The sequence below is a fragment of the Streptomyces sp. cg40 genome, from assembly GCF_050320165.1.
Lineage (GTDB): Bacteria > Actinomycetota > Actinomycetes > Streptomycetales > Streptomycetaceae > Streptomyces > Streptomyces hokutonensis.
The window spans coordinates 2,542,516-2,563,169 of sequence record NZ_CP190128.1; the positions used below are offsets into that span (position 1 = coordinate 2,542,516).

A 20,654-nucleotide genomic window follows, 5' to 3' on the forward strand; every position below is an offset into this window, starting at 1 on the left:
TGGCACTCCTTACGCCGTCAGTCCTTGCGGCCCGTCACCGCCACCGTCACGCCCAGGCCGATCATCGTGAGGCCGCCGGCGCCGCCGACCGCGGAGAGGCGGCGCGGGGAGCGGGCGAACCAGTCGCGGGCGGTCGCGGCGACCAGGCCCCACACGCTGTCGGAGAGCACGGCGATGAGGTTGAAGACGAGGCCGAGCAGCAGCATCTGGGCCGTCACATGGCCGTGTTCGCGGTCCACGAACTGGGGCAGTACGGCGGCGAAGAACACGATCGTCTTGGGGTTGGCGACCCCGACGGCGAAGCCCTCCCAGAGGGTGCGCAGGCCGCTGTGCGGGGGCGCTTCCTCGCCGGTGAACGCGGCCCGCAGCGAGCCGCGTTGGCGCCACGCCTTCACGCCTAGGTAGACGAGGTAGGCGGCGCCGGCGAGCTTGAGGGTCGTGAAGACGAGCACCGAGCGTTCCACCAGCGAGCCGACGCCGAGGGCGACCGCCACGACGAGGAGGTAGGCGCCGAGCGTGTTGCCCAGCACGGTGGTCAGCGCGGCGCGGCGGCCGTGGGCCAGCGCCCGGCCGATCACGAACAGCACGCTGGGGCCGGGCACCACGATCAGCAGGAAGGACAGGGCCGCGAAGGCGAGCAGTCGGTCGGTGGACACCATGGGCCCATGGAAGGCGGGGGCACCCCGGGCTCGCAACCCATTTCCCGCTCGCCCGGCGGCGGCGATGCGACGGCGATGTCCGGCGGGCGTCACGGACGCTCTAGGGTGAGGGCCTGCACGGCCCGTCCGGGCAACGGAGTCAGAAAGGTGACCGGAGCATGTCGCTTCGCCCCGGGGACGCGGAGTCCATAGGCGGCTATGCGCTGGTCGGCCGGCTCGGCAGCGGTGGGATGGGCGTGGTGTATCTGGGGCGGTCGGCCTCGGGACGCCAGGTCGCCGTCAAGGCCGTGCACGCGCAGTACGCGCTGGACGAGGAGTTCCGGGCCCGGTTCCGGCAGGAGATCGCCGCCGTCCGCCGGGTGAGCGGCGCGTTCACGGCGCCCGTCGTGGACGCCGACCCCGACGCCGACGTCCCCTGGATGGCGACGCTCTACGTGCCCGGCCGCACCCTCGCCGAAGTCGTCGAGAAGGACGGCCCGTTGAGCGCCCGGGCCCTGCGCGCCCTGGCGCTGGGGCTGGTCGAGGCGCTGCGGGACATCCACCAGGCGGGCGTGGTCCACCGGGATCTGAAGCCGAGCAATGTGCTGATGGCCGAGGACGGGCCCCGGGTCATCGACTTCGGCATCTCCCGCGCCGCCGACAACGAGACGCTGACCGTGACGGGGCGCCTGATCGGCACCCCGCCCTTCATGTCCCCGGAGCAGTTCGCCGCGCCCCGTGACGTCACCGCCGCCTCCGACGTCTTCTCGCTCGGCTCGCTCCTCGTCTACGCGGCCACCGGCAACCGCCCCTTCGACGGCGCCAGTCCGTATCTGACGGGCTATCAAGTCATGCACGAGCAGCCGCGGTTGGACGGAGTGTCCGAGCCGCTGCGGAGCATCGCCGCACGCTGCCTCGACAAGGACGCGGCCAACCGGCCCCAACTGGCCGAACTGCACGGCATGTTGCTCGCGCTGCCCGAGTCCGCGGGCGCCACCACCGTGGTGGACCACCCGCGAGCGACCCGGCCCCGCCCCCACCTGGAGGGCCCTACGGCCGTCCCGGGCACCGGACGTCCGCGCCGACGACGGCGGCTCCTCGTGGCGCTCGGCACGCTCGCCGCCGTCGCGGGGGTCGCTCTCGCGACCATGCACTGGCCGTCGAACGACCCCGCCCCGAGTCCCTACGACGCGCTCTCGCCGTCCCCGTCCGTTGCTGCCGCCGTGGCGCTCCCCGCCGGCTGGCAGCCGTGGCGGGCGAGTCTGCTCACGGCCAAGACGGGCGACCCCCTCGACGAACTGGAGTCGGGCTGCGTGACGGGCGGCGGCGCCCTCGTCTACTGCGCCGGCACCGGCTTCACGGTCACCGCGCTCGACGCCGCCTCCGGCCGGGTCGCCTGGCGGTCGGGCACCAGTCCCGAGACCTCGCGCCCCGTCGGCGTCCGCGACGGCCGCGTCTTCACCTACGTCAAGCCGGACTCGACCCAGACCTTCGTCACGCGGCGGCTGGTCGCCCTGGACGCGAAGACCGGCACCCGGCTGTGGGCGCACCCGGTCAGCGAGGACCGGAACGCCGTCATGTTCAGCGCCGGAATCCTGGCGATGGACGAGAACGCGACGAAGTTCGTCGCCTACGGCCCGACGGGCCACGAACTGTGGACCGCGCCGGCGAAGTCGTCCGCCGGGGACGCCTGCACCCCGGCCGTGCTGGACGGCACCCCCTACGGCCTGTGCACTCCGGCGGACGATCCCACCAAGGGCGGCGTCGCCCTGCTGCACCTCGACCCGGTGGACGGCACGCCCAAGGAGATCGCCCAACTGCCCACAGGGGCCGAACCGTTGGGCGCGGTCGGCGGGCGGCTGGTGTTCGCGGTGCCGAAGCTGGCCGACGGTTCCTTCGGCAGCGGCGAGGACCAGCCGTACACCGTCCTGTCGGAGGTGGATCCCGCCGGCGGGGGCATCCGGGTCCCGCTGCCGGGCGCGGCGCGCGGCACACCCACTCTCCTCGACGGCGTCATCCACTTCGTCCGCCCGAACGGCACGGTCACCGCCGTGCGCGCGAGCGACGGCAAGCGGCTGTGGCAGCGGACGACAGAGATCGAGAACCTGTCGGCGCCGGTGCTGTCGACGAAGTCCAACACTCTCTACTTCGCCAACCGGTTCGGCCGGCTGCTGGCCCTGAACGCGCGTACCGGCACGGTCCGCTGGCGCACTTCGGCGCTCCAGAACCCCGGTGACTCCACGGACGACACCGAGCCGTACGCCCTGCTCGTCAAGGACACCCTGGTGGCGGTGGCGGGCGACACGGCTTTCTCCGTGCGGACGGACCGGCCCGTTCTGCCGCGCTGACAGCGGGAGTTCAGGCCACGGAACCGATCCGCCGGGCGGGCAGCGAGGTCGCGTCGTGGTGGATCGGGGTGTGCGCGCCGGTGAGTGAGATCCCGCTGCCGCCACGTCTGTTGGCGACGATCTCGGAGGCGATCGACAGGGCCGTCTCCTCCGGTGTCCGGGCCCCTAGGTCGAGGCCGATCGGGGACCTCAGGCGCGCCAACTCCAGTTCGGTGACGCCGACTTCGCGCAGTCGCTCGTTGCGGTCGAGGTGGGTGCGGCGTGAGCCCATCGCGCCGACGTACGCCACCGGGAGGCGCAGGGCGAGTTGGAGCAGCGGTACGTCGAACTTGGCGTCGTGGGTGAGGACGCACAGGACGGTACGGGCGTCGGTGTCCGTGCGCTCCAGGTACTGGTGGGGCCACTCGACGACGATCTCGTCGGCCCCGGGGAAGCGGGCCCTGGTGGCGAAGACGGGGCGGGCGTCGCACACCGTCACCCGGTAGCCGAGGAACTTGCCGATGCGGACCAGCGCGGAGGCGAAGTCGATCGCGCCGAACACGATCATCCGGGGCGGCGGCACCGAGGACTCGACCAGGACGGTGAGCGGGGCCCCGCAGCGGGAGCCCTGCTCGCCGATCTCGACGGTGCCGGTGCGGCCGGCGTCCAGCTGGGCGGCGGCCTCGGCGGCGACCGTACGGTCCAGTTCGGGATGGGCGCCGAAGCCGCCGTCGTAGGAGCCGTCGGGGTGGACGACAAGTGCGCGGCCCCGCAGGTGGGTCGGGCCCGAGACGATCCGGGCCAGGGCCGCCGCCCCACCGCTCGTCGCGGCCCTGAGGGCGGCGGTGATCACCGGGCGGGCGGGGTCGCCGGCCCGTACCGGTGTGACGAGGATGTCGATGACTCCGCCGCAGGTGAGGCCCACGGCGAAGGCGTCCTCGTCGCTGTAGCCGAAGCGCTCCAGGACGGTTTCGCCGTCGGTGAGCGCCTGTTGGCACAGGTCGTAGACCGCGCCTTCCACGCAGCCCCCGGAGACCGAGCCGATGGCCGTGCCGTCGGTGTCCACCGCGAGGGCGGCGCCCGGCTGGCGGGGTGCGCTGCCGCCGACGGCCACCACGGTGGCTACGGCGAAGTCGCGGCCCTGCTCGACCCACCGGTGCAGCTCTTCGGCGATGTCCAGCATCTCGGTCTCCTAACGAGGTTGCGGGGAAAGGGAGTTGGGGCGCCGGTCAGTGGACGCCGAGCCAGCCCTCGATCGGGTGGAGGGCGAAGTACACCAGGAAGATGACGGTCAGGCCCCACATGAAGGCGCCGATCTCGCGCGCCTTGCCCTGGGCGGTCTTGATGGCGACGTACGAGATGACTCCCGCGGAGACACCCGCCGTGATGCTGTACGTGAACGGCATCACAACCACCGTCAGGAACACGGGAATTGCGGTGGCGCGATCGGCCCAGTCCACGTGCCGGGCGTTCATCAGCATCATCGAGCCGATGACGACCAGGGCGGCGGACGCGACCTCCTGCGGGACGATCGCGGTGAGCGGGGTGAAGAAGAGGCAGGCCGCGAAGAACAGGCCGGTGACGACCGAGGCGAGTCCCGTGCGCGCCCCCTCTCCGACCCCCGTCGCCGACTCGATGAAGACCGTCTGGCCGGAGCCGCCCGCGACACCGCCGATCGCGCCGCCGGCGCCGTCGATGAACAGGGCCTTGGACAGGCCCGGCATCCGGCCCTTGTCGTCGGCGAGTTTCGCTTCCGTGCCGACGCCGATGATGGTGGCCATCGCGTCGAAGAAGCCGGCCAGGACCAGTGTGAACACGATCATGCCGACCGTCATCGCGCCGACCTTGCCCCAACCGCCGAACTCCACATGGCCGAAGAGCGAGAAGTCGGGCATCGAGACCGCGCTGCCGTGCAGTTCGGGGGCGGAGCCGCTCGCCCACTGCTTGGGGTCGATGACACCGGCCGCGTTGAGGACCGCGGCGACGACCGTGCCGGTGATGATGCCGATGAGGATGGCGCCGGGCAGGTTGCGGGCCTGGAGCATGAAGATGAGGAGCAGGGTGCCGGCGAACAACAGGACGGGCCAGCCCGCGAGTTCGCCCGCGGGGCCGAGGGTGACCGGGGTCGCCCTGCCCTGGTGCACGAAGCCCGACTTGTAGAAGCCGATGAGGGCGATGAACAGCCCGATGCCCATCGTGATGCCGTGTTTCAGCGCGAGCGGGATCGAGTTCATGATCATCTCGCGCAGGCCCGTGACGACGAGCAGCATGATGACCACGCCGTAGACCACGCACATGCCCATCGCCTGCGGCCAGGTCATCTGCGGGGCGACCTGCGAGGAGAGCACTCCGGAGACGGAGAGTCCGGCGGCGAGGGCCAGCGGCACCTTGCCGACGAAGCCCATCAGGAGCGTGGTGAGGGCCGCCGCGAACGCGGTCGCGGTGATCAGGCCCTTCTGGCCGAGCGTGTCCCCCGCCACGTCCTTGCCGGACAGGATCAGGGGGTTGAGCAGCAGGATGTACGCCATCGCCATGAAGGTGGTGACTCCGCCGCGCACCTCGCGCGCGACGGTCGATCCCCGTTTCGAGATGTGGAAGTAACGGTCGAGCCAGGACCGGCCGGCCGGGACGCGGGTTCCTTCACCCGCGTCTTCGGCGGCGGTCCTGGGTTCCACTGACTGCTGGGTCATGGGGCCATCTCCCAAGGTTCACAGGGGCACCCGCCATCCGCCTTCGGCGGTGCGCGGGATTTGGGATGGACGACCCGGGGGACGGCCCGAGACGAACAAGGGGACCCGGAGGGTCACTTACCGGTGAGGTGCTCCGGGCGTACCGGTGTCCTGTTCAGTTCCAGCCCGGTCGCGTTCCGAATCGCCGCTAGCACGGCGGGAGTCGACGACAGGGTGGGTGCCTCGCCGATGCCGCGCAGCCCGTACGGGGCGTGCTCGTCGGCGAGTTCGAGCACATCGACCGGAATGGTCGGCGTGTCGAGGATGGTGGGGATCAGGTAGTCCGTGAAGGACGGGTTCCTGACCTTGGCGGTCTTGGGGTCGACGATGATCTCCTCCATGACCGCGATGCCGAGACCCTGGGTCGTACCGCCCTGGATCTGGCCGATCACGGACAGCGGGTTGAGCGCCTTGCCGACGTCCTGCGCGCAGGCCAGCTCGATGACCTTCACCAGGCCGAGTTCGGTGTCGACCTCGACGACGGCGCGGTGCGCGGCGAAGGTGTACTGGACGTGCCCGAAGCCCTGTCCGGTGCGCAGGTCGAAGGGCTCGGTGGGCCGGTGGCGCCACTCGGCCTCGATCTCGACGGCCTCGCCTTCGAGTACGTCGACGAGATCGGCGAGGACCTCGCCCGCGTCGGTGACGACCTTGCCGCCCTCCAGGAGGAGTTCGGCGGTGGCCCAGGCGGGGTGGTAGGTGCCGAGCTTGCGGCGGCCCATCTCCAGGACCTTCTCGCGGACCAGCTCGCAGGAGTTCTTCACGGCGCCGCCGGTGACGTACGTCTGCCGGGAGGCGGAGGTCGAACCCGCCGAACCCACCTGTGTGTCCGCCGGGTTGATGGTCACCTGGGTGACGCCCAGCTCGGTGCGGGCGATCTGCGCGTGGACGGTGACCCCGCCCTGGCCGACCTCCGCCATCGCGGTGTGCACGACGGCGACGGGCTCACCGCCGACGACTTCCAGCCGGACCTTGGCCGTCGAGTAGTCGTCGAAGCCCTCGGAGAAACCGACGTTCTTGATGCCGACCGCGTAGCCGACGCCTCGTACGACGCCTTCGCCGTGGGTGGTGTTGGACAGACCGCCGGGCAACTGCCGTACGTCGGCGGCCTCTCCGGCGGCGAGCCACTGCTGCTCGGGCGGCATGGGCATCGCCTTGACGCGGCGCAGGAGTTCGGCGACCGGCGCGGGCGAGTCGACGACCTGCCCGGTCGGCATCACCGTCCCCTGTTCCATCGCGTTGAGCTGACGGAACGCGACCCGGTCCATGCCCACCTTGTCGGCGAGCTTGTCCATCTGGGCCTCGTAGGCGAAACACGCCTGGACCGCGCCGAAGCCGCGCATCGCGCCGCAGGGCGGGTTGTTGGTGTAGAGCGCGATGGCCTCGATGTCGACGTTGTCGACGACGTAGGGGCCGGCGCCGAGCGAGGAGGCGTTTCCTACGACCGCCGGGGACGCGGACGCGTAGGCGCCGCCGTCCAGGACGATGCGGGCCTTGAGGTGGGTGAGCCTGCCGTCCTTCGTCGCGCCGTGCTCGTAGTGGAGCTTGGCGGGGTGGCGGTGGACGTGGCCGAAGAAGGACTCGAAGCGGTTGTAGACGATCTTCACGGGTTTGCCGGTGCGCAGGGCCAGGAGGCAGGCGTGGATCTGCATCGACAGATCCTCGCGGCCGCCGAACGCGCCGCCGACGCCGGACAGCGTCATGCGGACCTTGTCCTCGGGCAGACCGAGGACGGGCGCGATCTGGCGCAGGTCGGAGTGGAGCCACTGGGTGGCGATGTAGAGGTCGACGCCGCCGTCCTCGGCGGGTACGGCGAGACCGGACTCGGGACCGAGGAACGCCTGGTCCTGCATGCCGAAGGTGTACTCGCCCTCGACGATGAAGTCGGCGCGCTCCCGGGCGGATTCGACGTCTCCGCGGACGATCGGCTGGCGGTGCACGATGTTCGGGTGCGGGACATGGCCGATGTGGTGGTCGTCGCGGTTCTCGTGGACGAGGACCGCGTCCGGCGCGGTCGCGGACAACTCGTCGGTGATGACCGGGAGTTCGCGGTACTCGACCTTGATCTTCGCGGCTGCGCGGCGGGCGGTCTCCGGGTGGTCGGCGGCGACGATCGCGACCGGCTCACCGTGGTGGCGGACCTTGCCGTGCGCGAGGACCGGGGTGTCCTGGATCTCCAGGCCGTAGTTCTTCACGTCGGTCGGGAGGTCGTCGTAGGTCATGACGGCGTAGACGCCCGGGGTCTTGAGCGCCTCGACCGTGTCGATGGAGACGATCTCGGCGTGGGCGACCGTGGAGCGCAGGATCTGGCCCCAGAGCATGTCCTCGTGCCACATGTCGGAGGAGTACGCGAACTCGCCGGTGACCTTGAGGGTGCCGTCCGGGCGGAGCGTGGACTCGCCGATGCCGCCCTTGGTCTTCGAACCCTGGGTGACCTTGGCGGGAGTGCCGATGGGGGTGCCTTTTACGGGCATGTCAGACCGCCTCTCCCTGCCGGGCGGCCGCCAGGCGGACCGCGTCCATGATCTTCTCGTAGCCGGTGCAGCGGCACAGGTTGCCCGAGAGCGCCTCGCGGATGTCCGCGTCGGTCGGGTTCGGGTTGCGCTCCAGCATCTCGTCGGCGGCGACGAGGAGACCGGGGGTGCAGAAGCCGCACTGGACGGCGCCGGCGTCGATGAACGCCTGCTGGATGGGGGCGAGTTCGGTGCCCTCGCCGGTCTGGGAGTCGAGCGGTTTCGCCTTCCAGTCCTTGGCCTCGTCAAGTGACGTACCGCAGGCGCCCGTTCCGCAGGAGCGCTGCGCGGCGTAGTCCGCGAGCCCCTCGACGGTGACGACCTCGCGGCCCTCGACCTGCCCGGCGGCGACCAGACACGAACACACCGGAACTCCGTCCAGCCGGACCGTGCAGGAACCGCACTCACCCTGCTCGCACGCGTTCTTCGAGCCCGGCAGGCCCATCCGCTCGCGCAGGACGTACAGCAGGGACTCGCCCTCCCACACGTCGTCCGCTTCCTGCGGGCGGCCGTTGACCGTGAAATTGACGCGCATTACGCGACTCCCTCCGTGTGAGCGGCGGTGCCGCGGTACGACTCCCAGGTCCAGGTCAGGGTGCGGCGGGCCATGACGCCGACCGCGTGGCGGCGGTAGCTCGCGGTGCCCCGGACGTCGTCGATCGGGTTGCAGGCCGCGGAGCACAGGTCCGCGAACTGCCTGGCGACCGACGGGGTGATGATCCGGCCGTTGTCCCAGAAGCCGCCCTCTTCGAGCGCCGCGTTCAGGAATTCCTCGGCCGCCTTCGCCCGTACGGGGGTCGGCGCGGCCGATCCGATGCCGGTGCGGACCGTCCGGGTGTCCGGGTGCAGCGCCAGACCGAAGGCGCACACGGCGATCACCATGGCGTTCCGGGTCCCGACCTTCGAGTACTGCTGCGGGCCGTCCGCCTTCTTGATGTGGACGGCGCGGATCAGCTCGTCGGGCGCGAGCGCGTTGCGCTTCACGCCGGTGTAGAACTCGTCGATCGGGATGAGCCGGGTGCCTCGTACCGACTCGGCCTCGACCTCGGCGCCGGCCGCGAGGAGCGCGGGGTGCGCGTCGCCGGCCGGGGAGGCGGTGCCGAGGTTGCCGCCGACGCCGCCGCGGTTGCGGATCTGCGGGGAGGCGACCGTGTGCGAGGCGAGGGAGAGGCCCGGCAGCTCGGCGCGCAGGTGCTCCATGATCCGGGTGTACGGGACCGAGGCCCCGAGCCGCACGCTGTCGGCGCCGACCTCCCACTCGTAGAGATCACCGATGCGGTTCAGGTCGAGCAGGTACTCGGGCCGGCGGTGGTCGAAGTTGATCTCGACCATCACATCGGTGCCGCCCGCGATCGGTACTGCGGTGGGGTGCTCTGCCTTCGCGGCGAGCGCCTCCTCCCAGCTTGCGGGGCGAAGGAAGTCCATGACCGGCTCTCTTCTTCGTCTCGTGGGTCGTACGGATCAAGCCAGTTCGTGTGCGGCGGGCCCGGCTCGTTCATGCGCTGTTAATGCAGCGTGAGGTCAGTACACAGGGCCGTGCTCCCCGGGGTCAGTCACGGAAACCATGAAGGAGTTGGCTGGCCAGCGCGGGCATCTTGTAGATTCGTATGAACGGAGGTCATCAGTAACCCCTCCGATTCCCTGTGGAAACGTGGGAAACAGCCCCGCACGGCCCCGCACCCACAGAACCTCTTGGTTCATCGTAGTTTTCTAGACAAAGAACGGCGGCGACGGCGATGCGGCTGCGCGCACTTCTGGACACCGATGCGCTGGGGCTGCGGCTGCTCGGCGGGGCGGACGAGCTGGACCGCACGGTACGCGGGGTGATGACCACCGACCTGCGCGACCCCAGCCGCTACCTCTCCGGCGGCGAGCTGGTCCTGACCGGTCTGGCCTGGCGCCGCAACCCCGCCGACTCCGAGCCGTTCGTACGGCTCCTGGTGTCCGCCGGGGTGGCCGCGCTGGCCGCCGGCGAGGCCGAGCTGGGGCCCGTCCCGGACGACCTCGTGACCGCCTGCGCCAAGCACCGGCTGCCGCTGTTCGCGGTCAACGAGTCGGTGGCGTTCGCGACGATCACCGAACATGTCGTACGGCAGGTGTCGGGTGAGCGGGCCGGTGATCTGGCGGCGGTGGTGGACCGGCACCGCCGGATGATGACCTCGGGTCCGGCGGGCGGCGGCCCGGACGTGGTCCTGGACCTGCTCGGCTCCGACCTCGATCTGCGGGCGTGGGTGCTGTCGCCGACCGGGCGGCTGATCGCGGGCTCGAAGGTGGCGGGCGCCGCGCTGCCCGTGGACGTGTGCGCCAAGCTGGCCGCCGAGCACCTGGCCGCCGCCCGCACGGGCCGCCGGGGACCGCACCGGCTGGCGCTCGGCGCGTCGACGTACTCGCTCTTCCCGATCCGCAGCAGCGGGCGGTCCCCGCAGGGCTCGCGGGACGTGCGCGAGACGGTGCTGTCGGACTGGCTGCTGGCCGTCGAGGCTGACGCCGGGGACTGGCCGGACGAGCGGCTGGACCTGTTGCAGGGCGTCACGCAGCTGATCGCGGTCGAGCGGGACCGGCGGGACGCGGCGCGCACGGTCCGCAGACGGCTCGCACAGGAGGTCCTGGAGCTGGTCCAGACGGGTGCCGCGCCGGCCGAGATCGCCGCACGGCTGCGCGTCGCCGCGCCCGTCCTGCTGCCCGGTCTGGGCGCGGCCCCGCACTGGCAGGTGGTGGTGGCCCGGGTCGAGTGGGAGGGCGGCGACATCGAGGCGGGCCCGGTCGCGCAATCACTCCTGGAGGAGATCCTCGTCGACCCGCTGACCACGGGTCCCGAGCCCTCCGACCGGATCGCCGTGGCCCACACGGGCGACGAGGCGATCGCGCTCGTACCGCTGCCCGCCGTGTCGACGGAGCACGACGGCTCCGAGTCCGGGCTCCACGCGGACGTGCTCCTGGCCGCCGTACGGGATCCGCTGTCGGCCGGGCTCGACGACGACGGGCGGGTGACGCTCGGGGTGAGCGCGGCCGTGCACTCGGCGGAGGGGCTGCGCGGGGCGCTGGAGGAGGCGCGGCACGCGCGGCGGGTGGCAGCGGCGCGGCCCGGGCGGGTGTGTGCGGCGGGCCACCAGGAACTGGCCTCGCACGTGCTGCTCCTCCCCTTCGTGCCGGACGACGTGCGGCGCGCGTTCACCGCACGGCTCCTCGACCCGCTGCGCGACTACGACCGCAGGCACCGCGCGGAGCTGATTCCGACCCTGGAGGCGTTCCTGGAGTGCGACGGCTCCTGGACGCGCTGCGCGACCCGGCTGCACCTGCACGTCAACACGCTGCGCTACCGGGTCGGCAGGATCGAGCAGTTGACGAGTCGGGACCTCTCGCGCCTCGAGGACAAGCTGGATTTCTTCCTGGCACTGCGGATGAGCTGACCCGGGGAGCCGGATCCGATCCCACGACTTTGTGAATTCTTTCACCCACCCCCTTGGCCGGGCGCCGGGATTCGTGCTGAGATGCGGCCACCACTCAACAGCTCAATGGTGTGCTCGGGGAGGGCAACGTGGCGCATTCCGCCATGTCTGGATACGGAACGACCGAAGGTGACGATCCCCTCCAGACCGCGGTGTGGCGGCTGCGCTCGCGGGCCTGCTGGGTCGACGCGGCGGCGCTGCTGCGGCCCGACACCGCGGCGACGGCCCTCCAGCGGACCGCCCTGTTCGTGGAGCGGTGCCTCTACACCGAGCAGGGCTGGGAAGAGGCCGACGACGCGCTGCGCACGGCCGAGGCGCTGGCCCACAGCGACGACGAGCGGGGCGCGGCAGCCTGTGAGCGCGGGTACCTCGCCTACGCGGCCACGCTGCACGGGGTCCGCGACCGGGCCGACGAGGCGCGGGCCGCGCTCGGGCGGGCGGCGGCGCTGATCCCGCCGGGCGGCGGTGGGCGGGCGCTGCTGGACTTCCGGCGGGGGCTGCTCGCGGAGAACCTGGCGCGTTCGCCGCAGGCCGCGCGGGCCGCGTACCGACGGGCCCACGCGGGCGCCGCCGACCACGCCGACCCGCTGCTGCTGTCGTTCACCTGGCGCCACCTGGCCGGACTCGCCCTGCGGGACGGGGAGTTGGCGGAGGCCCGGCACGGCTTCGCCGAATCCCTGCGGATCCGGGAGGAGTTGGGCTACCTCGTCGGTACGGCCCCGGCCCTCGCGTCGCTCGCGGACGCGGAGGTCGAGCCGGAGGCGTCCCGGCTGCGCGAGGAGGCACGGCGGCTGTTCCGGCTGCTCGGCGGTGTACCGACCTGGCTGGCACGGCAGTTGGCGGTGCCCGCGCCGGGGGCGGCCACGGCGTAGGTGACTGTACCCGGGGCCGGGGCGGCGCAGGTGACAGCGCCGGGGGCGGCGGGCGCGGCCACGGCGTAGGTCAGTTGCCGTCGGCCCGGTTCTGGACGACGTTCACGACGTGGTGGACGAAGTGCAGGACGGACGCCCGGAGTTCGGGGTCGCGCGCGACCAGCACCACGACGGCGACGAGCAGGAGGAAGCTCAACAGGCCGCCACCGGAACGGGATTGGCCGCGCCGGGCGCCCGCCTGCGCGGCCCGCATCCCGTCCTCCGCCGCCCGGCGTGCGGACTGTTCGGCACCTCGCCGTGCGGCCTGCTGTGCGGCCTGCTGGCCGGGATCCGGAAACATCGGCGCTCTCCCCCACGGAACGGACATCCCTTTCCGTGGGGCACGTCACCACCGGTCGGCGGGTTCCCGTCGGGGCCCACGGTCGCCGGACCCGGACCCGCTCGTGACCGGAGTCACATATTCGGTGTCACTCGGCTGTTCGGTGTCACTCGGCGCCCGCGAAGTGCTCCCGCACCAGTGACTGCGCCACGTCCCACTCCCCCGCGCCCAACGCCTCGACCAGCGCGAGGTGTTCGGCCGCGTCGGCCATCAGGTCGGCCCGTCCGCGCGTGGACGGACCGACGGCCGGCGGCCACTGGGTGCGGCGGTGCAGGTCCTCGGCGAGGTGGACGAGCTGTTCGTTGCCGGAGAGGGCGAGGACCGCACGGTGGAAGGCCCGGTCGGACTCGGCGTAGGTCGCCCGGCATCCGGAGGACGCGGCGCGCACGGTCCCCTCGGCCAGCGGGCGCAGGTCGGCCCAGCGGGCGGTGGGCACCGTCCGGGCCAGCCGCAGCATCACGGGGACCTCGATCAGGGCGCGGATCTCGGCCAGCTCGGCGAGTTCGCGGGCGCCCCGCTCGACGACGCGGAAACCCCGGTTCGGTACGACCTCGACGGCGCCCTCGGTGGCGAGTTGCTGCATGGCCTCGCGCACGGGCGTGGCGGAGACGCCGAACCGGTCGCCGAGCGCGGGCGCGGAGTAGACCTCGCCGGGAGTGAGGTCGCCGCCGACGAGCGCGGCGCGCAGGGCGTCGAGGATCTGTCCGCGCACGGAGGGCCGCTGGAGTGCCTGCCGGGGACGCGGGAACGGCGTCTCGCTGTGCGTGTGCTCGCCGCGCACGGCATCCGCGCCGTCCGCGAGGTCCCGGCCCCGGTCGCGGTCCACGTCGGCGGCGCGCGGCTGGGGCGGCACCCGGGTTCCTCGGGTACGCGATTCCGGTATGCCGGTCCCGGCGGAGCCCTGCGCGCCCTGCTTCACGGGTCCTCCTCCGGACGTGTCGGTACTTGGGGTCATTACGGCTGCTTGTTACTCGCCCGTCAAGCACCTTAGGCGCAGATCGGACTAGTTCAAATCCCATACCTGTTGGGTAAGGTAAGCCTTACCTCTAAACCAACGGCGAATCGGTGGTCCCGGCATGCCCCTGCCCTCTTCGGCCACAGCGGACGCGTACGCCCGCCTCACCGAGGTCGTCCCCGGGCTCGCGATCACCGAACTCCCCCTGGAACAACCGCTCCCGACCGGTGGCGGCTGGGCGTCGGCCGCCGCGCTCGCCGAGGGCGGCGCGGGCCTGGAGGCGTTCCTGGCCTGGGACGACGCGCAGGTCCTGCGCGACCACGGCCGGCCGGGCCGTCCGGACGTGATAGCCACCTTCGGTTTGCACCGCTACGCCTGGCCGGTCTGCCTCCTGTTCACCGTGCCCTGGTTCCTGCACCGCCGGGTCCCCCGTCTCCCCGTGAACCACGTCACATACGACCGCACCGCCGAGGGCCTCGACATGGGTCACCTGGTCGTGCGCACCGGTTCGTTCGCCTGTCTGCCCGGCGACCCGGCGGCGGCGCTGCCCGGTGCGCGGGTGGTCGCGGACGAGGAGGCGCTGCGGGCGGAGGTGCGGGCCGCGGTCGCCGAGCACATGGAGCCCCTGCTGGCCGGCTTCGGCCCGCGGATGCGGCGGCGGGGCCGCGCGCTGTGGGGCATGGCGACCGACGAGATCGTGGAGGGGATCTGGTACGTCGCCGATCTCTTCGGCGAACAGCCGCGCGCGGTGCGGGAGTTGGAGCGCCTGCTGCCGGGCGCGACCAAGCCGTACGTCGGGTCCGCAGCGTTCCGCGAGGTCACCGGGCCGAACGGCGAGGTGCTGCCCACCCGGGACCGGGCGAGCTGCTGCATGTACTACACGCTGGACGCGCTGGATGCCTGCCCGACCTGTCCGCGCACCTGCGAGGCGGAGCGGGTCACCAAACTGCTGGCCGCCGCCGCGAGTTGAGGGACCCTCAGTGCGGGGCCCGTTTCCGGGCCCGCTAGGATCACCGCGAACGAGACGCCCGCCCGGTTACAGGTGCTTCACAACTTCCTCACTTGTCGCAGGAACTTTCCGTGGAACCACCCGTACGGGTAGTCTTATTCGAACTCAACTCCCGCCCCTCAAGCGGCAGTTCGAGCAGAAAGCCGCCCTGGGCATCCCCTTGCACCTCCTTGGCGGCCTCTTGCCCCGAAAACGCCTGAGGGCCGTTGGGATTGGGCCACTATGGCGGGCGTTACGCCCTATCCCAATGCAAGGGACCCCAGATGAGACTGACCGACATATCGCTTAACTGGCTGCTTCCCGGCGCCGTACTGCTCCTGGGCATGCTGGCGGCGGTTGCGGTGCTCGCGCGGAGCAAGCGGTCCGGCGGGGAGCACGCGAAAGACGACTCGTGGGAGCGCACGGAGGAGCGCCGCAGGCGCAAGGAAGCCATATACGGCATCGCCTCCTACGTCCTTCTGTTCTGCTGTGCGGCGGTCGCCGCGGCACTCTCCTTCCACGGACTGGTCGGCTTCGGCCAGGAGAACCTCGGCCTCACCGACGGCTGGGAGTACCTGGTCCCGTTCGGCCTCGACGGCGCGGCCATGTTCTGCTCCGTCCTCGCGGTCCGCGAGGCCAGCCACGGCGACGCGGCCCTCGGCTCCCGCATACTCGTGTGGACGTTCGCGGCCGCGGCCGCCTGGTTCAACTGGGTGCACGCGCCCAGGGGTGTCGACCACGCGGGCGCTCCGCAGTTCTTCTCCGGCATGTCGCTGTCGGCCGCGGTCCTGTTCGACCGCGCGCTGAAGCAGACCCGTCGTGCCGCGCTGCGCGAGCAGGGTCTCGTGCCGCGTCCGCTGCCCCAGATCCGTATCGTCCGCTGGCTGCGGGCCCCCCGTGAGACCTACAGCGCCTGGTCGCTGATGCTCCTGGAGAACGTGCGCAGCCTGGACGAGGCGGTCGACGAGGTGCGCGAGGACAAGGCGAAGAAGGAAGAGACCCGACTGCGCCGCCGCGACCAGCAGCGGATCGAGCGGGCCCAGCTCAAGGCCATAAGCCGGGGCCAGCGCGGCCTCATCGGCCGCCGGTCGCCGGAACCGCAGGCCCTGGAGCGCGGCTCCGCCCAGCCTTCCGCGGAGCCTGCTCTATCGACCGGAGAACCGCTGCCAGTTCGCACGCGTCCCTCACTCCAGCCAGTCCGCGGGGCATCTGACCCGATAACCGTCGACCTCACCGCGGAGGACGACACCATGGCCCTGCCGCGGCTCGACTCCCTGGAGCGCAAGCTCAAGGACCTGGAGCAGCAGTTCGGCTGAGATCCGGGACCACGAGGTCCGGGACCGGGCGACATCGGGACGGGGGCGGAGTCCAACTGGACGCCGCCCCCGTCCCGTTGCTCATGCCGCGTCCGAATCGAGTTCGAACCAGACGGACTTGCCCACCCCGTGGGGCGAAACCCCCCAGGCGTCCGCGAGGGACTGCACCAGGACCAGGCCCCGTCCGTGCGTACCGTCGTCGGCGATCGGTGCGCGCAGTCTGGGCCTTCGGGCCACGAAGTCCCGTACCTCCACACGCAGTCCACGCGGTCCGACCGTCGCCGTCAGCACGGCGTCGTGGTCGGTGTGGATCAGCGCGTTGGTGACGAGTTCACTCGTGAGCAGCTCCGCTATCTCCGATCGTCCCGGCCTCCCCCAGTGCCGTAGCAGTTCACGCAACGCCCTGCGTGCTTCGGGCACCGCCCGCAGGTCCGCGCGTCCGAGTCTGCGCCTCAGCTGAGGCGACTGCGCCGGTTCCATGGCGCTGTCTGCCGTTTCCTCCACCGTTTTCGCCGAGGAGGCCCCGACCGTCATGGGACCGCCCCCTCGTGCTTGCCTCTTCATGACCCCCGCCTGCGCCGGTTTGCCGGTTCCCCTCCTGCTCGAACATGTTCACGGGGATCCATGCCCTCGTGCGGAACGGGCCAGTCATGTCGAGTCGTCAACGACCAGGTGTTCGGCCATGGTTGGGCCGGATCCGGCGGTGCGGAGGAATCAGGGGCGTTGACGTCCGTACGGTCGAACGGCCACCGTACGGAGCATGCGCCCCGGTCGGGCCGGTCGGGACGTTCCCCTCCGCGAAGTCCTGGCCTCCGACGCCGGGACCAGACACCTCGTGCCGTCCTGACCACCGTCGATCGCTCCGACTGCCGATGTCCGGCTGCCGATCCGGCCGTAGTCCGCGAAGGCGTGGGGCGGTTGGGCCCCCGACGGCCCACGCTTCACCAATCTGGCCGGAATCAGCCGCTCAGGAACCGTCAACGACCCCTCGGCGAGGCCTACTTGCCGCCGATGCCCTTCGTGCCGATGTGGAAGATCCTGTGGGTCGTACGGGTCATGTCGACGACCAGTTTGGTGGTGTCGCCGCCGCCCCAGGTCAGGGTGATGGCGGCCTCGGTGTAGTCGGCGGTGCCGCGGTCGGTGACCTTCCAGCTCATGGGCGTGTTCTGCGCCTGGAGGACGCCGTCGGCGTGGTTCCTGTCCTCCCAGGCCTTCAGCTTCTTCTGGTAGGCGGGTGTGAGGTAGTACGAGCGCAGCTGCTGGGCGAGCTTGCCGCCACCGCCGTCGAGGTCGCTCTCGGCGTCGATGTAGGCGCCGTAGAAGTCGGCGATGCGGGTGATGTTGTCGGACGGTGAGCCGCTGACGGTGCGCGGGCCGCCGGCGGAGGCCTGGGCCGCCACGCCCAGCCCGAGGGCGAGGGCGAGGCCGGCGGCGAGGGCGGTGCGGCGCGTGGCCTTCTTGCTGTTCACGTGGGTTCCCCGTTTCGGTTCGGTGCCGTGCTGTGTGGTCGCTCAGAGCTTCGGCGCCCGGCCGGGGCGACCGCAACGACCGACACCGAACCCGCGACGGTGGAACCGTCCCACCCCCGCTGACCTCGTCATATGTGGAGTACCTGGGATGCCGTCCCGGGACGCGACGCGCACGGGGGAACGGTGTCGGGCGAGGGCGACGACAAGGATGTCGAGGAGTTCGCGGCGCTGCTGCGACGGCTGAAGGACCGCACGGACCGCAGCTACGGCCAGTTGGCCCGCCGCCTGAACATGAACGCCTCGACGCTGCACCGCTACTGCGTCGGCGAGGCTGTCCCGCTCGGCTTCGCCCCCGTGGAGCGGTTCGCGGCCCTGTGCGGGGCGACACCGGAGGAACGGCTGCGGCTGCACCGCTACTGGATCCTGGCGGTGGCGGCCCGGCAGCGGCCCAGGCCCGCCGGGAATCCGGTCCCCGACCCCGACCCCACCCCCGAACCGGTGCCGGAGGAAGTCCCCGCGCCGGCGCCCGGCCGCAGCCCCTGGTACCGACGCCGACTCGCGCTCACCGCCGCCGCGGTGTGCGCGGTACTCGCGGTGTGGGGCACCCTGTCCGCGATCACCACCCACCACACCGCCAAGCCCGAGGCAGCCCCGTCCGCACCCCCCGCGCCGCTCACCTGGACCGCCGACTCCCAGGCGTGGGCCATCCATTGCAGCCACGACTACGTCGTCGAGAAGTCACCCGCGCGGGTTCCGCCGCCCCCGGCCCCGGAGGACGCCGGGACCTGGGCGGCGAAACAGCGCGCGGTGCACGGGCGGGAGACCGACGTCGAGATCGCGGTCCAGGGGCGGACGAGCACGGCGGTCGTCCTGGAGTCGCTGCGCGTACGGGTCGTGGGCCGGGCCGCCCCCGTCCACGGCACCGCCTACGCCATGGACCAGGGCTGCGGCGGCGAGGTCAGCCCCCGCTACTTCGGAGTGGACCTGGACGCCGGCCACCCCCTGGCCCGCCCGGTCGCCGGGAGCGACCTGGGCACACCGGTCCCTGCGGTGCACCTGCCGTACCGGGTCTCCGCCCAGGACCCGGAGGTGCTGCTCGTCAAGGCCCGGACCCAGACCTGCGACTGCCGCTGGTACCTCGAACTCGGCTGGTCCTCCCAGGACCGCAGCGGCACCCTCCGCGTCGACGACCACGGCAGGCCGTTCCGCACGACGAGCATCAAGGGCCTGCCGCACTACTGGTACTCGGCCAAGGGCTGGGCGCCGTACGACGGTTAGAGTCCGCGCACGTTACGGATGTTGGAGCGGGCCATCTGAAGCATGCGGCCGACTCCCCCGTCCAGCACGATCTTCGACGCCGAGAGCGCGAAGCCCGTCACCATCTCGGCGCTGATCTTCGGCGGGATGGACAGCGCGTTGGGGTCGGTGACGACGTCGACGAGGGCCGGGCCCTTGTGCTTGAGGGCCGCCTTCAGCGCGCCCTCCAGGTCCTTGGGCTTCTCGACCCGCACACCGTAGGCACCACAGGCGCGCGCCACGGCGGCGAAGTCGGGGTTCTTGTTGGTGGTGCCGTAGGAGGGAAGACCGGCGACCAGCATCTCCAACTCGACCATTCCCAGAGAGGAGTTGTTGAACAGGACGACCTTCACCGGCAGGTCGTACTGGACGAGGGTGAGGAAGTCGCCCATCAGCATGGAGAATCCGCCGTCCCCGGACATCGAGATGACCTGCCGCTCGGTGTCGGTGAACTGAGCGCCGATCGCCATGGGCAGCGCGTTGGCCATGGACCCGTGCGAGAACGAACCGATCACGCGGCGGCGGCCGTTGGGCGTGATGTAGCGGGCGGCCCAGACGTTGCACATCCCAGTGTCAACCGTGAACACGGCGTCCTCGTCGGCCAGTTCGTCGAGTACGGAGGCCACGTACTCGGGGTGGATCGGGACCTGCTTCTCGACCTTCCGCGTGTACGCCTTGACGACCCCCTCCAGCGCGTCGGCGTGCTTCTTGAGCATCCGGTCGAGGAACTTCCGGTCGCCCTTCGGCTTCACCCTGGGAATCAGACAGCGCAGCGTCTCCTTCGCGTCGCCCCACACCGCGAGGTCCAACTTCGAGCGCCGGCCCAGGTGTTCGGGCCGTACGTCGATCTGGGCGATCTTCACGTCGTCGGGCAGGAACGCGTTGTACGGGAAGTCGGTGCCGATGAGGATCAGCAGGTCGCACTCGTGGGTGGCCTCGTAGGCGGCGCCGTAGCCGAGCAGTCCGCTCATGCCGACGTCGTACGGGTTGTCGTACTGGATCCATTCCTTGCCCCGCAGGGCGTGTCCGATCGGGGACTTGATCTTCCCGGCGAACTCCATCACCTCGGCGTGCGCGCCCGCCGTGCCGCTGCCGCAGAAGAGGGTGACCTTGTCCGCCTCGTCGATCATCTCGACGAGCTTCTCGATCTCGGCGTCGCCCGGGCGGACAGCGGGGCGGGAGGTGACGAGGGCGGTCTCGGCGGCCCGCTCCGGGGCGGGCTCGGCGGCGATGTCGCCCGGGAGGGAGACGACGCTGACGCCGGACTGACCGACCGCGTGCTGGATGGCGGTCTGGAGGAGCCGGGGCATCTGCTTGGGGCTGGAGATCAGTTCGCTGTAGTGACTGCACTCCTGGAAGAGCCGCTCGGGGTGGGTCTCCTGGAAGTAGCCGAGGCCGATCTCGCTGGACGGGATCTGCGAGGCGAGGGCGAGGACCGGGGCCATGGAGCGGTGGGCGTCGTAGAGGCCGTTGATGAGGTGCAGGTTGCCGGGGCCGCAGGAGCCGGCGCAGGCCGCGAGCCTCCCGGTTATCTGGGCTTCCGCGCCCGCGGCGAAGGCGGCGGTCTCCTCGTGCCGTACGTGGATCCAGTCGATGGCGGAGTTGCGGCGGATCGCGTCGACGACCGGGTTGAGGCTGTCGCCGACGACGCCGTAGAGGCGCTTGACCCCGGCGCGGACGAGGATGTCGACGAACTGTTCGGCAACGTTCTGCTTGGCCATGGTTC

17 protein-coding genes are annotated in these 20,654 nt (G+C 71.4%); 6 read left to right on the forward strand and 11 right to left on the reverse strand.

Features of this window, described 5'->3' with window-relative positions; translation table 11 throughout:
- Positions 1-17: 17 nt before the first annotated feature.
- Positions 18-659, reverse strand: coding sequence for a LysE family translocator (locus ACQHII_RS11240; protein ID WP_427919160.1), 642 nt, complete (start codon positions 657-659; stop codon positions 18-20).
- 158 nt (positions 660-817) lie between these two features.
- On the opposite strand from ACQHII_RS11240, the gene ACQHII_RS11245 reads away from it, so the two are divergent.
- A complete protein-coding gene (locus ACQHII_RS11245; RefSeq protein WP_427919161.1) occupies positions 818-2,986 on the forward strand; it encodes a protein kinase domain-containing protein in 2,169 nt (722 codons plus the stop codon).
- Between the two features lie 10 nt (positions 2,987-2,996).
- On the opposite strand, the gene ACQHII_RS11250 is transcribed toward ACQHII_RS11245, so the two are convergent.
- The 5 genes from ACQHII_RS11250 to ACQHII_RS11270 form a co-directional block, all read right to left on the reverse strand.
- Positions 2,997-4,148: an XdhC family protein gene (locus ACQHII_RS11250; protein ID WP_427919162.1), complete on the reverse strand. Its 1,152-nt coding sequence runs from the start codon at positions 4,146-4,148 to the stop codon at positions 2,997-2,999.
- A gap of 46 nt (positions 4,149-4,194) precedes the next feature.
- Positions 4,195-5,655: an NCS2 family permease gene (locus tag ACQHII_RS11255; RefSeq protein WP_427919163.1), complete on the reverse strand. Its 1,461-nt coding sequence runs from the start codon at positions 5,653-5,655 to the stop codon at positions 4,195-4,197.
- A gap of 113 nt (positions 5,656-5,768) precedes the next feature.
- On the reverse strand, positions 5,769-8,165 hold the full coding sequence (locus ACQHII_RS11260) for a xanthine dehydrogenase family protein molybdopterin-binding subunit (protein ID WP_427919164.1): 2,397 nt from the start codon (positions 8,163-8,165) through the stop codon (positions 5,769-5,771).
- 1 nt (position 8,166) lies between these two features.
- Positions 8,167-8,739 carry a (2Fe-2S)-binding protein gene (locus ACQHII_RS11265; protein WP_427919165.1) on the reverse strand — a complete coding sequence of 191 codons (573 nt, stop codon included), beginning with the start codon at positions 8,737-8,739 and terminating at the stop codon, positions 8,167-8,169.
- On the reverse strand, positions 8,739-9,629 hold the full coding sequence (locus ACQHII_RS11270; RefSeq protein WP_427919166.1) for an FAD binding domain-containing protein: 891 nt from the start codon (positions 9,627-9,629) through the stop codon (positions 8,739-8,741). The genes ACQHII_RS11265 and ACQHII_RS11270 overlap by 1 nt, the downstream gene beginning before the upstream one ends.
- Before the next feature lie 311 nt (positions 9,630-9,940).
- On the opposite strand from ACQHII_RS11270, the gene ACQHII_RS11275 reads away from it, so the two are divergent.
- Both ACQHII_RS11275 and ACQHII_RS11280 read left to right on the forward strand, forming a co-directional pair.
- Complete coding sequence (locus ACQHII_RS11275) at positions 9,941-11,614, forward strand: PucR family transcriptional regulator (protein ID WP_427919167.1); 1,674 nt, start codon at positions 9,941-9,943, stop codon at positions 11,612-11,614.
- A gap of 128 nt (positions 11,615-11,742) precedes the next feature.
- Positions 11,743-12,525 carry a hypothetical protein gene (locus tag ACQHII_RS11280; protein ID WP_201050999.1) on the forward strand — a complete coding sequence of 261 codons (783 nt, stop codon included), beginning with the start codon at positions 11,743-11,745 and terminating at the stop codon, positions 12,523-12,525.
- 70 nt (positions 12,526-12,595) lie between these two features.
- Here ACQHII_RS11280 and ACQHII_RS11285 read toward each other — a convergent pair whose 3' ends face one another.
- Together ACQHII_RS11285 and ACQHII_RS11290 are read right to left on the reverse strand one after the other, a co-directional pair.
- On the reverse strand, positions 12,596-12,865 hold the full coding sequence (locus ACQHII_RS11285; RefSeq protein ID WP_427919168.1) for a hypothetical protein: 270 nt from the start codon (positions 12,863-12,865) through the stop codon (positions 12,596-12,598).
- A gap of 145 nt (positions 12,866-13,010) precedes the next feature.
- The gene (locus tag ACQHII_RS11290) at positions 13,011-13,823 is read right to left on the reverse strand and encodes a GntR family transcriptional regulator (RefSeq protein WP_427919169.1); all 813 of its coding nucleotides are present in this window, start codon (positions 13,821-13,823) and stop codon (positions 13,011-13,013) included.
- Positions 13,824-13,980: 157 nt separating this feature from the next.
- Here ACQHII_RS11290 and ACQHII_RS11295 point away from each other — a divergent pair, with 157 nt between their 5' ends.
- Both ACQHII_RS11295 and ACQHII_RS11300 read left to right on the forward strand, forming a co-directional pair.
- Positions 13,981-14,829, forward strand: coding sequence for a (2Fe-2S)-binding protein (locus ACQHII_RS11295; RefSeq protein WP_427919170.1), 849 nt, complete (start codon positions 13,981-13,983; stop codon positions 14,827-14,829).
- A 302-nt stretch (positions 14,830-15,131) separates the two neighbouring features.
- Positions 15,132-16,163 (forward strand): DUF2637 domain-containing protein, encoded by a 1,032-nt coding sequence (locus ACQHII_RS11300; protein WP_019071112.1) that lies wholly within the window; start codon positions 15,132-15,134, stop codon positions 16,161-16,163.
- An 81-nt stretch (positions 16,164-16,244) separates the two neighbouring features.
- Here ACQHII_RS11300 and ACQHII_RS11305 read toward each other — a convergent pair whose 3' ends face one another.
- Both ACQHII_RS11305 and ACQHII_RS11310 read right to left on the reverse strand, forming a co-directional pair.
- Complete coding sequence (locus tag ACQHII_RS11305) at positions 16,245-16,697, reverse strand: ATP-binding protein (protein WP_427919171.1); 453 nt, start codon at positions 16,695-16,697, stop codon at positions 16,245-16,247.
- Between the two features lie 464 nt (positions 16,698-17,161).
- A complete protein-coding gene (locus ACQHII_RS11310) occupies positions 17,162-17,632 on the reverse strand; it encodes a hypothetical protein (RefSeq protein ID WP_427919172.1) in 471 nt (156 codons plus the stop codon).
- A gap of 132 nt (positions 17,633-17,764) precedes the next feature.
- Here ACQHII_RS11310 and ACQHII_RS11315 point away from each other — a divergent pair, with 132 nt between their 5' ends.
- The gene (locus ACQHII_RS11315) at positions 17,765-18,910 is read left to right on the forward strand and encodes a helix-turn-helix domain-containing protein (RefSeq protein WP_427919173.1); all 1,146 of its coding nucleotides are present in this window, start codon (positions 17,765-17,767) and stop codon (positions 18,908-18,910) included.
- On the opposite strand, the gene ACQHII_RS11320 is transcribed toward ACQHII_RS11315, so the two are convergent.
- Positions 18,907-20,649, reverse strand: coding sequence for a pyruvate dehydrogenase (locus tag ACQHII_RS11320; protein WP_427919174.1), 1,743 nt, complete (start codon positions 20,647-20,649; stop codon positions 18,907-18,909). The two genes, ACQHII_RS11315 and ACQHII_RS11320, sit on opposite strands and share 4 nt — an antisense overlap.
- Positions 20,650-20,654 lie beyond the last annotated feature (5 nt).